The sequence below is a fragment of the Flavonifractor sp. An9 genome (assembly GCF_002161245.1).
GTDB classification, from domain to species: Bacteria; Bacillota; Clostridia; order Oscillospirales; family Oscillospiraceae; genus Flavonifractor; species Flavonifractor avicola.
In genome coordinates this window covers 27,554-42,099 of sequence record NZ_NFHC01000027.1, presented here as the reverse complement: position 1 = coordinate 42,099, position 14,546 = coordinate 27,554, and the positions used below count along the sequence as shown (strand labels likewise).

Sequence of the window (14,546 nt, the reverse complement as noted above, 5' to 3'; positions counted from 1 at the left end):
AAATCCACCAAGGTGCAACCGGACTACGCCTGCTGTATTCAGTTTAGCAAATCCTTCGGTTAACGCACAGACTATATTTTCATTCTCAGCTGTGATGGCATTTCATGAGGCGTTGACAAGTAAAGACGCCAGTTGACTTTCACTGGCGGAAGTGACACAATTACTTTACGCACACCATATGTCACAGTCCCGATTGCCACGGATAGAAAGGAGTTTTTTATCTATGGCAAAAGGTTCTGTAAGAAAGAAAGGCAAAAAGTGGTACGGACGCTTTTATATTGAAGATGAAAGCGGCAGAAAAGTGCAGAAAGAGTTTGCAGGCACAGAGAGCAAGGCGGAAACAGAAGCCATGCTCCGCAAAGCGATAGCGGACTATGAGGAAAAGCAGTTTGTCGGGAAAGCGGAAAACATCACGGTAGGCGATATGCTGGATATGTGGGTAGAGGAAGAACTGAAACCCGGCAACTTAAGCAACGGGACGGTCATGTCCTATCAGGGAACGGTCAACCGTATCAAGCAATATCCCATTGGCAAACGCAAGCTGAAAACCGTGACCGCCGACCATTTGCAGGCGTTCATTGATTTTCTGAGCTACGGTGGGACAAACCCGGACGGGACAACTTCAAAGCCCATGAGCAAAGGATATATGCTCCTGTTCTCGGCGGTGTTGCAAAATTCCTTCCGCTTTGCGGTTTTCCCGAAAAAACTGATTACCTTTAACCCTATGCAGTATGTGAAGCTGAGGGGCAGGAAGCAGGAAACGGATATTTTCTCGGACAGTGAGGAAGATACTTCCAGTATTCCTACTATCACCCATGAACAGTTCCAAAAGCTGGAGGAATTTCTCAAGGCAAAAGATAATCCCGCCTTGCTGCCTGTGCAGATAGCGTACTACACGGGGCTTCGTATCGGGGAAGTATGCGGCTTGACTTGGCAGGATATTAACCTTGAGGAACAATATCTCACGGTACGCCGAAGCATGCGCTATAACGGAACAAGGCACACAACCGAAGTGGGAACGACAAAACGGAGCAAAGTCCGCACCGTTGATTTCTGCGACACGCTGGCGGCAATCCTGCGGGCGGCGAGAACAGAACAGCGCAAAAACCGTTTCCGCTACGGGGAGTTTTATCACCTGAACTACTACAAAGAAGTAAAGGAAAAAGGGCGCACCTATTATGAGGTTTACAGCCTGCAAAGGACAGAGGAAGTCCCGGAGGATTACAAGGAAATCTCCTTTGTCTGCCTGAGAGCAGACGGGGCGTATGAAGCGCCGAGTACGGTAGGGATTATGTGCAGGGCGGCAAAGAAGAAAGTGAAAGGGCTTGAAGATTTCCATTTCCACACGCTCCGTCACACCTACACAAGCAATCTGCTTTCCGGCGGCGCAAAGCCGAAAGATGTGCAGGAACTTCTCGGACACTCCGATGTCAGTACCACAATGAACATCTACGCTCACTCTACAAGGGAAGCGAAGCGCACTTCCGCAAGGCTGCTGGATAAGGTGGTCGGCGGGGAATAAAAAGTTGCCCTTGTTTCGGCTCGTAAGGGCAAAAACAAGGGCAAACAGATAAGGTTTGAATGAAAAACAGGCGTGAAGCCTTGAAAAATCAATGGTTTTTGAGGATTAGATAGTTAAATCCTAATTTGTTGTCGTTTCGGATCGTATAGCCGGAGCTCGATTGTTTTTGCGCCTCCTTTCATTTGATGAAAAGGAATTGGCTTTAACTTCATATGATGGATCATAAAACGCCCCCTGTTTCAGTCACTTTGAAAAAAGGAAAAATGGAGTGGAGCAACAGCTCCACTCCGAAAGATTCTGTGATTAAGAATGCTTTTCCCAGCGAAGCAGCTTGCCGTTGTCATCGAAATACAGATCGAAGCTTACATGGCCCTTGCGGTTGTCGGCATCGATACAGACTTCGATGTAGTTGCCATGGTCCTTGGTCACATAGTTGTTGCCAACATAGATGCCCTCGTACCTTGCGGCCTCCCGGAGTGCGTTCTCAATCGTGTAAGAAGACGGCTTAAAGTATCCCATATATGTACCTCCTAGTTGTATTTTGAAGTTGCCTTCTGATTAATACAACGCGGAGTGGGAAATAATCTCCATCAAAATACTCGATTTTTCCTAGTCTTGTTCAGAATCTTGCGCAGGTTCCGGCTCCTGATCTACATCGGTTTTCAACCAAACAGGAACATTTGGATACGCTGTGCTGACTTTTTCCCACAAAAATTGTCTTGTACCCAATCCGCTTTCAGCAATGACTTTGTGCCTATTCAACCACAGATGAACAAGATATCCTTCAGTGTCATCTTTTTCTCCCAACTCTTGCCACCAGTTGATAGCCGAAGAGTCAGTCTGAACCATTGCAATCAACGTATCAGCAATTTCCCAGTCACTATCAGTACCAAGCGCAACAGAAAACACGAGGGCCATATTGATAAGACAGTAAGGCTCTTTGATTTGTATACCATCAGAAAGCAAATCTATAACTTCTTTAATGCGAGCACCAGAAAGATTCTTGCTTTTGCGCATAACGTACGCAAGGTTGTTTCTGTCAGCAAGTTCGTTGTTTATTGCAACCGCTCCCTTAAATGCTGCTTCTGCAATATCATATTCCTCATTTTCGTATGCGGTAAAGCCGACAGATCGAAATAACATTGCTATATCATCTTTGTCTGCACTGGAAGCGGTAATTATTTTGAAAATACTCACGAACAAACCAGCTTTATTTGTGGGATCATTCTCGTGCAATAAATCCAGGACAAGATTCTGCAAAAACTCACGTTCATCGGAGAGAAAAAAAGGTTTGGGATTTTCGCAGAATCTATTTGTTCGTTCCAGAATTTCTCTTTCTGTATATTGCATCCAGGCACCTCCAGAAATTACTGCACAAGGTATGCCAGTTCTTCGTATTTCTCATCCACAGGAATACTAGACTTGCTGATAACCACCTTTGTCTTATTTTCCATCGTCTTGCGATACGCTGCGCGTTTATCCATTCGCAAAGCCATATCAAAGTTCTCGTATATAGCATTGGCAGTTGCCTCATCAAAAGAGGCACCGTTGCGCATTACCACAGCCATTTTTGCTAAGCCAAGCAGATAGTAAAGGTAGCCCTCGTTGACAGAAGCTTGAGTTTGATTTGCGTCATTTATTCCTCGCTGAATTTGAATCAGTGCATCCTCGTAGTCACCACGATCAAACAATATATCAGCCAGACGCAGCGCACACTTCGGGGCAATTTTTAGCTCTGTAAGCGCCAATCTAAGAACACGTTCTTCTTCTTTTCTGTTGTGAATGAGCTTGAAAATATCGGCCTCGCAGCGATAACTTTCTTCGTCTTCTGGCATATTATTGCGGAAAGCTATCACTAAATCCTGCATATCTTTCTGCAGTTTTTCTAATTCTTTTTCAGAATCACTTCTTTCCCAAAGGTACTGTAGCCAATTGACGGAAAAGCTGTAAGCACGCCAAGTATAACGAACCTTTGGGATTTTGCTGAGGATCTTGTAATGATTTTTGCAACGGTCAATTCTGCCACAAGAGATACCATATTGCAGGTAGTCGGCCAAAAGGTCCGTGTTCTTGGGGAAGATCTCCAGTCCTTTTTCAATTATGTCGCAGCAGAGGTCATACAAATCGCTCCTCGCTATATCGACAGCAAAATTATGCCAGTCATCAGCAGTTCCGGGGGGGGTACTTTGACTCAGAACTTCATGAACCAATTCAGCAACTTCGCTTATGGTTGCACGGGCCTGATATACGTCCTCGTCGGAAATTTCAGCCAGCTTTGTCTGGACTATTTGATTTATTCTGGAGATAGGGAGGCTATAGCCGATAGTCGATGCAGATACTTCGGCAGCATCCATTTCACCAGAAGCATTGATTGTTACTTCATATGCCATGTTTTTACCCCCTTACTCTTCATCGGAAATATTAATGCTGTCTTTTCGCTTCATGATAGCATCCATTAAGCTAGACATCTGAGATGATTCTTCATCAGATGTTGTACTCTCGGTGCTGATTCCAGTCAGCAGCTTATCGATATCAAATGTCGGCATGCTCTCGTCGTCTTCGGTATGGCTTGTTTTATCACCAAGTGTAACACCTTTTTTCTCCCTTGCTTCTTCAGCTTCTAACGCTGCAATTTTTGCATCAATCTTTGCAATCAAACTGTCAACACCGTGCGGCTGCGGTGCAGTGGGTGGAGTCATTGGTGGGGAATTGGAATCAATCAATTCTCCCCATTCCAGTTCTTTCTTTTCACTGTTCAGCGCCGCAAAGTCAAGACGGGCTCGCTGTATACGGGTAGGCGTATCCATATCAATGACTACATATTTCCGTTCGGGGAAATGATCAATATCTAGGAAACTTACCAAACATGGCTTCATTCTACCTGTAAACAAAAGAGCTTCATTCTTTTCTTTAGACAAATGCTGCAGATCATATACCGAAACATTCGGTGTATGATCTTTTTTTTGCCCACAAAGCTCAGATAATTCTCGCAGCAAATCCAGTTCTCTGGATGCAAAGAAAATCCAGTTTGTACAGTTAGCTGTGATGGTAGCAGCTTCCTCGCGATATCTGCGAACCAATTGGTTTTTTGACTGGCATACAATGGAAAAACGTATATTTCTCGAACGAGCAGCAGCTATCATGCTCGGAAAGTCACTGCCTATTGCAGGCAGACTGCTGAATTCATCAAGAATATAATTAATCCGATTTGGAACTCGACCACCTTGTTGCATCGCCGTATAAATCAAGTATTGATAACTTTGCGATATGAACAGGGCGACTAGACGATGATAGGCAGTTTTTTCATCAGGCGTGATGAGGAAAACGGCTGTTTTTCGTTCGCCGATTTTTTCGATCTCGATATTGTTATTTGCAAGCATGTCCAGCAAAGTGGGCTGGATCGTAAAGCTTCGCATCTTTTGGTCGAACACGGCGAGAATACTGTTCATCGTGTCTTTGGGGGCCATAACACTGCCGGAGAGACTTGCGGCAACCAGCTCATCCTGAGATGCCCAGTTCCACAACGGCGTATTCTGAGACATAGTTCCCTTGGCATAAAGCTTACGACGCAATGCCATAAGGTTCGCAATGTTTACAGATCCCTCAGGAGCATTGTACTCCTTGCAATATTTTAGCAAGAGCAAAATTAAACCATAACAAACATCGCTACTGGCATAATCCCAATATGGGTCTTTGTCAGAAACCTCTGCCAGCATGAGCGTATTTGCGATGTCGTTTGCAAACTCTGCGGCTTTATCCATATCACCCGCCAAATAATACTGGTACGGAATTTGAAGTGGATTCCAAGAATTGCCGACCGCAGGATCTCTGAAATTAATCGTGATGATATCGTAACCTTCTTTTTGCAGGTCTCCGGCTGTTCTTGTAAACAATTCACCTTTGCTATCATTGATGACCATCGACTCGCCAGCATGTCCTAGAACCTTGATTGCGGGCATCACAAAAGCTCTTGTTTTCTTACTGCCGGTTGCGCCATATACGATAGTGTGGCTATCGGATGGATCCAGAGCCAATGCTTTCTTATCCTTGTCGTAAAGGAGAGGGATACCGCCCAATTGGCCATCGAAAGAAGCCTTTCCCCCGAACCGATGTGTTTCAAGATCAAAATGTGAATGCTTCTGAAAGACAACTTGTGGCCTTTCAAAGTCTGATGAGTTGATATTTATCATAATCTTGCTCCTTACCGAGACTTAATAGGAGATTGATTTTCACTAGTATTAGATGTATCTGATAATCTAATGCCGGAATTCCTCAAAATCTCACTGAGATTTAGTTTCTCAACAAATACCTTATCAAAATCTTTCATCCGTTCTCTTTTGTCATCAAGATCGGACAAAACCTCACTCATAGCTTCTTTTGCTAATTTACACAAAGCGATGAATACATCCAAATCGGAAGCGTCAGGAGATGTCTCTGAAAAAAATATTTCCCGGATTTTCTTCTGAAGTGCACTCTTGTATCTATCTGCATCCCGCAAAAAGCTCTCGTCGAGCTCCGGGTCGTATCCGAAAGATAAAAAATACATTGCTATCAAAGACGACGCTACAATGCCATCTATCGCATTTGTTTTGGACAATACGACCTTTGTGTTTGAAAAGAACGATTGAATAACAGTAGGCTCAAATATCATCTTCTCAATTTCTAGAATGAGTTTTTCTAGTATCAAGTCGAGCATCTTATTTGCATCGAGCGGAAATGCATCTAAATCTTCTAGTCTATGGGGTAAAGGTGCAGAAAAGGCCGTGATACCTTTAAGCTTTTGAATTCTTATTAATCGCTCACGAACATTCTCGTGGCAGATATCCCATATCTTATCCATAAGCATAGCGGAATGCCAATAAAAGTTTTGCAACTGTTGCTTCGCAGATTTGATTTTTCCATAGACAAACTCTTCTTTGTCAGAATTTCTAAGCGGTAAGGCGAAAACAGAATCCGGCATAAGAAAGTCGCAAGTAACATTGGCAGACGGCTTCGCGGTTGTTTCAATGATTAAGGTTCCATCACTCGATACAACGCAAATAACATTAATTTCTCCTGCTATAGATAGTCTTTTGAAAATGGTTTCAAGCGTTAAATGTTTAGCTGGAGATTTTTCGCCGTACACAAATTTGTATCCTTTTCCGCTCTTATGCACAATGGCAGAAAAAGGTTTTTGATCTCCAATTAGGGCACGAAGTTTACCTATATCAGCCTTTATCGATCCAGTGACACCGCTCTCTGTGTATCCATATTGCAAATCAGCTAATTGCTCAAGCGTGAGGAACTGATCGTGATGAACATAGAAAATGTCTAGAAGAATTGCAAGTCTAGGATCAATATCCTCAGGAGAACTACTAGACACTTTCCGAACGGTTAGCTCTTGAAAATCGACAATACATTTTCCGGGAATTACTAGCTGATCACATTCAATCTGCCGTACTCTTCCGTTTGATGTGACAGTAGTCATTCGTTCGCCCTCCTTTCGATGCATATTCTACGATGTTTCTACTTCTACTTTTTCTCTATGCGCATTCTAAGTATATACTTCTGCCCGTTTATCGGCGTTTCTACCCTCATGTTTCAAAATATTATTAGAGGGCAGGGATAACAAAATCGTTCATAAATCGCCCTCGAATACAAAAACGGAGGGCATACATATGAATGCTACTATCAAGATTGAGAAGGAATACAAGGATTTCCTTAACTCTCTGAAAACCCGTAATCTTACGGCTGCCACTATTAAGAACGATTACTTTACTTACAACGATGCTGCAGAGAAAACCTTCGAATACCTGAGCAAAGTTGCTCTTCGGAGCGTTCGCAATCGTAATCTCATCAACGCCACCGGATACGATTTTGATATGTTCGCTGATGACATTACGATGCATATTCTTCGCAAGTTGGATGCTATCCTTGCCTGCAAAAACGGCTTTGTGATTCCCTTCATCATCACCTTGGTCAACAATGAAGTGGTTTCTATTTGCCGCAAGTGGGAGAGAACATACCCGTCTCTTAAGAAGAGCGTTAAGCCCTCTAATGACAGAGATCTTCCGGTGGACACGAAGGAACCTGATTACAATTCCGTATTCAACTTCCTGGATGATGTTGCGTGGAGCCTGATTGCCGATGATACCGACATTGAGGCGGATATTATCCGCCAGGAGAACAGGGGCGAAAACCGCGCTACTGTTCTCAAGGCACTGGCTAACAGTTCTGCCTGTTCTCGCTTTGAGCTTGTGAGCCTGCTGGCTACTAAGGTAATTACTAACAGCAATAATCGCTGCATGAAGACCCGCGCTTTGGCCGAAGCAATTGATAAGATCGGTTTGGATGCTGTATCTGAGGCTTGCTTCGAAACTGCATCCTCCGTATTCGATATTTCCTACAATACATACTTCGGACAGTTCACCAATGATTATGTGCCGGCTTATTCCTCTATTGAGGAGCTGTGCGATAAGATCTCCAAGGCTTCCAACAACTGTGCAGTTAAGCTTTGCAGGAAGATGGGTGCTACTCGCGCAAGCAAGAAGTGTTCTCAGAAGTGAAAAGTCCATCATTCCGGGGGCTGATTGCGGTCAGCCCCCGGATTTGCATTTAATCATCCGCGAGAGCATCCACAGACATCTTCAAGTGCATCCGCAGCAGTTCGTGCTTGTAATGAGCGATAATCCGGGTAAGGAAGACACAACGTTGAGTATAATCCGGCATCTTGTCCATCATCTGAACAACAAGACTGGCCTGTTCCGTTTTCTGGTCAAAATCTCCGTTGAGAATGAATTCCAGCTTAGCAAACGTATCATCGCCAATTTGCTTACAGACATCCTGGTACTCCTCATTCTCCATGGAGAGAACACGGTCACGATCCAGCTTAAAATATGGCAAGCGCTTATCGATTGCACAGTCGAACAAAGCGATGATTCGTGCCTTGTCGTTAGGAAGAACCGGACTCTCGCAGATGAAGGTCCAGAGCTGTGCGTAGAAATCCTTCTCAGAGAGATTCTGCTTTTGGAGTTCTTCCATGTGAGTGTCAACAAGCTTTCCGTAACGAATCATGTACTTGCGCTCTTCCTCATCGGAGATAGTAATAGGAAGCTTGAGTTCTCCCGTTGTCGGAGTAGATTTATATCCTACGAAAAAATCTTCCAACAGCTTGGGACGCTCATCGACAGGAGCCGACTTAATCAACTGAAAGCAGACTGCAGCAAGATTGACATTTGCTTTTGCATTAGAAATCAAGAAATTCATTTTTTCATTGGCGTTCGTCATGGTAAAAACCTCCATTTATTATTGGGATGTTTCCCTTTCGGGATTTACAACGACAGCCAAATGAAAAACTCAGCCAGTTTTATTTTTTTATGTGTGGTTCATCGGGAATAAATTCTATAATATCCCCAAAATCAACATCAAGCACGGCACATATACGACATAGGACCTGCATTGTTACTTCTTGTTCTTTACGTATCCGAGTCATAGTGTTAGGCGCTATGTCTGCCTGTTTTCGTAGCTCTGCCGCGCTTATTTTTCTGTCAATTAGCAGTTTCCACAGTTTGTTATATGAAATAGCCATAGTTATCCACCATACGTAATGTTGTTTTAGCTGAACAATTTATATTATATCTCCATAAATCGCATTCTGTCAATATATAATCGCATCCGATTGCGAGAGTCGCATCTTTTATGGCATGATTCATAAAGTGGATTGCGATGGCGATATGTAGAGATGTGTGTAAGGGCTGACCATCGTTGAATTATTGTAAATTCAACGACGGTTAGCTCGTTAAGATAGGTTTTATATTTTTATATAATGTTTTATTTGCAGAAATTACCCTTTACAAATCCTTTCTCAAAAGAAAATTCTCCAAAAGGCCGCCAAGGACAAGGGTTATACCAATACCATCTTTTTCGTGGATGACGGTATCACCGGAACCACCATGAAACGCCCCGGCTTTCAGAAAATGATCGCCGCAATCGAGGCCGGATACATCTCGGCGGTGTTCGTGAAAGACCTCTCCCGGCTGGGTCGGAACTATATTGAGGTGGGCAAGCTCACCGAGGAGTTTTTCCCGCTCCATGATGTGCGGCTGGTAGCCGTTTCCGATGGCGTGGACAGCGACGAGGGCGAGGACGATTTCACCCCGTTCAAGAACATTATGAATGAATACTACGCCAAGGACATCTCTAAGAAACACCGGATCGTCAATAAGATGAAAGGCAACGCCGGTATTCCGCTTTCTCCGCCGCCCTATGGCTACATGAAGAACCCGGACGATCCCCGGTTTTGGGTGATTGACCCGGAGGCCGCCGAGGTGGTGCGCTGCATCTACCGTCTGGCCTTGGAAGGCAACGGCCCCTTGCAGATTGCCACGGCGCTGGGGACGATGGGGGCTCTGAACCCCTCGGCCTATCGAACCAGCGAGGGGATTAGCAAGGGCGGCTCCAAAAGTACGCTGGAGCCTACCAAGTGGAACCACACCACCGTCAAAAAAATCCTCACCTTGCAGGAATACTGCGGCGATGTGATCAACTTCAAAACCTACTCCAAGTCCTACAAGATGAAGCGCCGGATTGAAAACCCGGAAGAAAACCGGGCCATCTTCCTCAATGTCCACGAGCCCATCATTGACCGTGTGACTTGGGAAAAGGTGCAAAGCCTGCAAACCACCCGGCGTAGGCGGCCTACCGTAACAAAGGAGTCCAGCGCCTTTTGCGGCTATCTGAAATGCCCGGAGTGCGGCGGCAACCTGACTTTCCACTTTAACCAGAATAACCACGACATCAAGTTCTTTAGCTGCAACAACCACAATTCTGGGCTCCGCAAATGCTCGTCTACCCACTATATCCGGCTGGACTTCTTGGAACAGGTCGTGCTTTACGAGGTACACCGGCTGGCCTGTTTCGCCAATGAGTATGAAAATGACTTTATCAAGGCGATGGTGGGCCGCTCGGCAAAGGTGGCGGAAAATGACCGGGTACGCAAGAAGCGGGAGCTGGATGGGCTGCTGGCCCGGGATAGGGAGCTGGATATGCTCTTTGAGCGGCTTTACGAGGACAATGTGTCCGGCAAGATCGACGATGCCCGGTTTGCCAAAATGTCCAAGCGATATGAGCAGGAGCAGGGCGAGAACGCCGGACGGATCAAGGCGCTGCGGTTGGAGTTGAAAAAGCTGGAAGACAAGCGAATGGATGTGGACACCTTCTTGGAAACGGTGCGTCGATACACCGACGCTACCACTATTACGAAGCGCATGGTTGCCGAGCTCATTCAGTACATCGAGGTCTATCCTGCGGTCAAGGAGGACGGTGTTACCAATCAGCGGGTGACAATCCACTACAACTGCATTGGAGCCTTTGAGGTGCCAGATCGCCGGAAAATCCCAGAGCGGGATATTTTGCTGGAAACGAGGAAAGGCGTAGCATTAAGCTACGCCCCCACACAGATCGCTATATAAACTTGGAAATAAAAATGCGGAGTATCATCAGCAGACCTTTTCAGATCCTTTAATGATACTCCGCATGGTCCGAGTGGGGAGACTTGAACTCCCGGCATCCTGCTCCCAAAGCAGGCGCGCTACACCCGAATGTGAGGCGTGGCATAACACCGGCAGCTTCTGGATTGCGTGCGAAACAGCGAAAGACAGCAGCATCTCCCATTTCCATAACAGTACCATGCAAAAAGTATTCAATCCTATTGATGTGTGAGTATACCTGCAGAATTTCAGATTCTCTGTTGTGTCTGGCGTAAGGTGGCAATAGATAGGTCGTGCTATAGATATAGGCATCTTCCGCTACTTTACAAATACGACATCATTATGGTATTCCAAAAACTCAAGCATATTACCACAGATGCCCAAATCAAAACGCATACCTTTTTCTAGGTGGAGCCTTTTTAAATTATCCGTGCCAATCGCATTTGACAAATAGATCTGCCCAGTACGATCGAAAGTGATGAGGCCATTATCAAACAAGCGGTCATAGGTGGCGCTGAGCAGAAGACCGTTGCTAGCGCTTAAACGCTCAGAGTTGTCGCTGACAGACCAAGGCTTGATATGGCTTGCCACAAGAAGCTGCGGAAGGTTGATTCCGGTAATGACGCAAGTGCCGTTGTATTTATCCATGAGTGCTTTACGGAAATCACCTTGTCCAACTCTTGCCTGTACAATTGCCTGACGCTCTGTGACGGAAAGCGTCTTATCCTGTTCGACAGTTGCAATCGCATCGGAGAGACCACGGGTGTCGCAAGTGCTTTTCATGAAATAGCGATATTGCTTCAGAGCATTGCTATACATATGGTTTCCGCGGCTGTTTTTATTTATGAAGGATGCATTATTTAGAATCGACGATATAGCACGACCCAGTTCAAAAATGCTCATATCCTCGAGCGGTTTGGCAATAACGCCCAGTGACAGCATATCACGAGAGATGGTACCGACAGCACCCACATATTTTCCAATTGAGCTTTCTGCCAAGGTCGAAGTGGATGATAACCACTGATCAAAGGTCTGAGCTTTGACTGCAGGGGCTTTTATTTATGGAGTGACCTCCGATTTGCCCGACAAATAATCCGATAAGCGTGACCATTCTGCGCATTGGCGGACTTGATTTAGTTCCGCTTTCCAGGCGGCGGTCGGATCCATCTCGCGATATTTCGGCTTCAATTCACAGGCAAGGGGATAGAAGCCCTCGCCTACGGCCGAATGTTATTGCTTGTGCCGGAGTATCGCACAATCGCAGAAATCAACGGAAGGTCTAACTCGAAGCAGCAGGTTGATACTGCGCCTAATGCGTTTGCCAGGCCAAAATGCGGATTAATCTTGCGACCGATTCTTTGGGAGAGGCGAGCCGCGACTTCCTTATATGTCACATTAAATTCGCGCCGCTGCACTGCTTCTAATAAAATGGCGGCAAGTTCTCGGTCAAGTTCCTTTAAATCTGCCACGAGAGAACCTCCTAACAAATAAAGCCTGAAAATTAATTACAGCTGTCCTTTTTCTCTGGTACGAACTCCACAACATCTTCAATTCTGCAATCCAAGGCCTGGCAAATGCGGCCCAAAGCGTCCATAGAAACAGCTTCGTTTTTTCCCATTTTGGCCAATGTCTGCGAATAGATTTTTGCTTTTGAAAGCAGATCCGTGCGTTTCATATTTCGATCAATCAAAATTTTCCACAGGGGTGCATAATTCCAAGACATCTTTATCCCTCCGTTGCTGTCATTTTATCATTTCAATGTGGGAAGTACAAGATTATATTTTTCTGCCGCGAAAAAATATTTGCTAAAACACATTTAAAGTGTTGACAGACGAATTTTCTCGTGCTATACTAATTACAGAAAACAAAAAAACACGGTAGCATACGAGAGTTGCAGCTCTCGCATGCCTACATAGGTGGTAGCGCACCCATGCAACGGATATAAATCCGCACCGCAGGATCAGTATACCCGTTTTTCCCAGCTGGCGCAAGTGGAAAATCGGAAAACTCGGATTTTGCGGCGGCGGATCGCCATAGACTCATGGCCAACACCGTGCAGGGGAACTCACCTGCACGGTGTTTTTCTGTTTTCAATCCAAAACAGAAAGGACATACGACCATGAGTAAAGTAAATGAACAGACCTATCTCACCGTCCGCGAAGTCAGCGACTATCTGGGTGTCAGCCAGACCGCTGTCTACGAACTGACCCACAGCCAGGATTTTCCCGTCTTCCGCATTGGCAGCCGGGTTCGCATTCCTAAGGAGGCTTTCCTGGCCTGGGTGGACATGAAAACCCACATCTCGCCAAATCTGCGTTCCTACATGGCCTCTCTGTGAGGTGGCGCCATGGCAGGAAAACGCGCACACGGGGAGGGGTATATTACCCAGACCCCCAACGGAAAGTGGCGCGGACAACTGATGGACGGCAACGACCCAATCACCGGCAAGCGAAACATCATCTCCTTCACCGCGCCAACCAAACGGGAAGTCCTCCAGAAAATCCAGAACTACAAGCTTGAAAAGGAGCAGAAGAAAAAGGCACCGCCCATGACCTTTTCCCAGTGGGCCGACCGCTGGTATGAGGACTACCGCACCCAAGTGGAGCCCTCCACCTACTCCAACTACAAGTATACCCTCCAGGATCTGAAGGATCATTTCGGCAAGGCAGAGCTGACGGCCATCCGTCCCATGGACATCAACGACTATCTGACGGGGTTGCTGCACAAGGGTTTTTCCCACTCCAAAATCAGCAAGTGCCGCGCCATGCTGATTCAGATTCTGGACAGCACCCTGGTCAATGGTCTGCTGGACCGCAATCCTGCTCGGGCGGCCAAGGCCATCCGTGCCGAGGCCGTCACCGGGGAGCTGGTCCCTCAGCCCAAGGACGCCTTCACGCCGGAAGAAGTGGAACGTCTCATGGAGGACCTTCCCGACGACGCCATCGGCAACGCTATCCGCCTGCTGCTGGGTTCCGGTATGCGGATTCAGGAACTGGTAGCACTGACGGCGGCAGACATCGCTGAGGATGGCTCCTGGGTGGACATCAACAAGGCAGTGAAGATGGTGGACGGCAAGCCGGTTCTGGGCCCGCCCAAGAGCCGCCGCGGCATCCGCACCATCCCCATTCCGCCCCGCTTTCGTCCCTACGCAGTGGATCTTCGGAAACGGGCCGGCAAGCTGTTTGTCCTTCGGGCCAAGAAGCTGCTGGGAACCCCCTGTACCATCGAGAGCTTCCGCAAGCGCTACTATGGGGCCCTCAAGCAGGTTCCCGGCGTCCGCGCTCTGACGCCCCACTGCTGCCGCCACACCTACATTACCATGCTCCAGGCCAAGGGCGTCCCCATGGAGACCATCGCCCGCCTGGTGGGCCACAGCCGCGTCACCACCACCGACGGGTATCTTCACATCCAGAACGCTGCCCTGGAAAAGGCAGTGGCCGTGCTGGATGAGTCGGACACCCGGGAGGAGGCGGCTCCCGCATGAAAAATGCCGCATCCAGCCCTCGTGGTCCGCCACAGGATATTTCATCCCATTACGCCAAACCTATATTTTACAT

Annotated in this window: 15 protein-coding genes; 5 read left to right on the top strand and 10 right to left on the bottom strand. The window is 46.6% G+C overall.

Translation table 11 applies throughout. The features are described from left to right. Nucleotides 1-223: 223 nt before the first annotated feature. Nucleotides 224-1,522 carry a tyrosine-type recombinase/integrase gene (locus tag B5G40_RS14440; RefSeq protein WP_002586625.1) on the top strand — a complete coding sequence of 433 codons (1,299 nt, stop codon included), beginning with the start codon at nt 224-226 and terminating at the stop codon, nt 1,520-1,522. 303 nt (nt 1,523-1,825) lie between these two features. Here B5G40_RS14440 and B5G40_RS14435 read toward each other — a convergent pair whose 3' ends face one another. From B5G40_RS14435 to B5G40_RS14415, 5 genes are all read right to left on the bottom strand, one after another. Continuing rightward, nucleotides 1,826-2,041, bottom strand: a complete 216-nt coding sequence (locus tag B5G40_RS14435) for a hypothetical protein (RefSeq protein WP_087400257.1) — start codon at nt 2,039-2,041, stop codon at nt 1,826-1,828. Between the two features lie 90 nt (nt 2,042-2,131). Further along, on the bottom strand, nt 2,132-2,872 hold the full coding sequence (locus B5G40_RS14430) for a hypothetical protein (RefSeq protein ID WP_087400255.1): 741 nt from the start codon (nt 2,870-2,872) through the stop codon (nt 2,132-2,134). Between the two features lie 17 nt (nt 2,873-2,889). Then, nucleotides 2,890-3,912: a hypothetical protein gene (locus tag B5G40_RS14425; RefSeq protein WP_087400253.1), complete on the bottom strand. Its 1,023-nt coding sequence runs from the start codon at nt 3,910-3,912 to the stop codon at nt 2,890-2,892. Between the two features lie 12 nt (nt 3,913-3,924). After that, a complete protein-coding gene (locus B5G40_RS14420) occupies nt 3,925-5,712 on the bottom strand; it encodes a VirD4-like conjugal transfer protein, CD1115 family (RefSeq protein WP_087400251.1) in 1,788 nt (595 codons plus the stop codon). Nucleotides 5,713-5,723: 11 nt separating this feature from the next. Beyond that, nucleotides 5,724-6,989, bottom strand: a complete 1,266-nt coding sequence (locus tag B5G40_RS14415; protein WP_158099551.1) for a helix-turn-helix domain-containing protein — start codon at nt 6,987-6,989, stop codon at nt 5,724-5,726. A 190-nt stretch (nt 6,990-7,179) separates the two neighbouring features. On the opposite strand from B5G40_RS14415, the gene B5G40_RS14410 reads away from it, so the two are divergent. Beyond that, complete coding sequence (locus tag B5G40_RS14410) at nt 7,180-8,067, top strand: hypothetical protein (protein ID WP_087400247.1); 888 nt, start codon at nt 7,180-7,182, stop codon at nt 8,065-8,067. Nucleotides 8,068-8,116: 49 nt separating this feature from the next. On the opposite strand, the gene B5G40_RS14405 is transcribed toward B5G40_RS14410, so the two are convergent. Further along, on the bottom strand, nt 8,117-8,788 hold the full coding sequence (locus B5G40_RS14405; protein WP_087400245.1) for a hypothetical protein: 672 nt from the start codon (nt 8,786-8,788) through the stop codon (nt 8,117-8,119). 79 nt (nt 8,789-8,867) lie between these two features. After that, the gene (locus B5G40_RS14400) at nt 8,868-9,089 is read right to left on the bottom strand and encodes a helix-turn-helix domain-containing protein (RefSeq protein ID WP_087400244.1); all 222 of its coding nucleotides are present in this window, start codon (nt 9,087-9,089) and stop codon (nt 8,868-8,870) included. A gap of 244 nt (nt 9,090-9,333) precedes the next feature. Between B5G40_RS14400 and B5G40_RS14395 the strand changes: the two genes are divergently transcribed. Next, a complete protein-coding gene (locus B5G40_RS14395) occupies nt 9,334-10,971 on the top strand; it encodes a recombinase family protein (protein ID WP_343286738.1) in 1,638 nt (545 codons plus the stop codon). 336 nt (nt 10,972-11,307) lie between these two features. Here B5G40_RS14395 and B5G40_RS14385 read toward each other — a convergent pair whose 3' ends face one another. The 3 genes from B5G40_RS14385 to B5G40_RS14375 form a co-directional block, all read right to left on the bottom strand. Then, nucleotides 11,308-11,931, bottom strand: coding sequence for an HNH endonuclease (locus B5G40_RS14385; protein WP_087400242.1), 624 nt, complete (start codon nt 11,929-11,931; stop codon nt 11,308-11,310). Nucleotides 11,932-12,206: 275 nt separating this feature from the next. Continuing rightward, on the bottom strand, nt 12,207-12,458 hold the full coding sequence (locus B5G40_RS14380; RefSeq protein ID WP_087400240.1) for a hypothetical protein: 252 nt from the start codon (nt 12,456-12,458) through the stop codon (nt 12,207-12,209). A gap of 32 nt (nt 12,459-12,490) precedes the next feature. Continuing rightward, a complete protein-coding gene (locus B5G40_RS14375; protein WP_087400238.1) occupies nt 12,491-12,712 on the bottom strand; it encodes a helix-turn-helix domain-containing protein in 222 nt (73 codons plus the stop codon). A 396-nt stretch (nt 12,713-13,108) separates the two neighbouring features. Here B5G40_RS14375 and B5G40_RS14370 point away from each other — a divergent pair, with 396 nt between their 5' ends. After that, nucleotides 13,109-13,327 carry a helix-turn-helix domain-containing protein gene (locus tag B5G40_RS14370; RefSeq protein WP_087400236.1) on the top strand — a complete coding sequence of 73 codons (219 nt, stop codon included), beginning with the start codon at nt 13,109-13,111 and terminating at the stop codon, nt 13,325-13,327. 9 nt (nt 13,328-13,336) lie between these two features. Beyond that, the gene (locus B5G40_RS14365) at nt 13,337-14,473 is read left to right on the top strand and encodes a tyrosine-type recombinase/integrase (RefSeq protein WP_087400234.1); all 1,137 of its coding nucleotides are present in this window, start codon (nt 13,337-13,339) and stop codon (nt 14,471-14,473) included. The last annotated feature ends 73 nt before the right edge of the window (nt 14,474-14,546 follow it).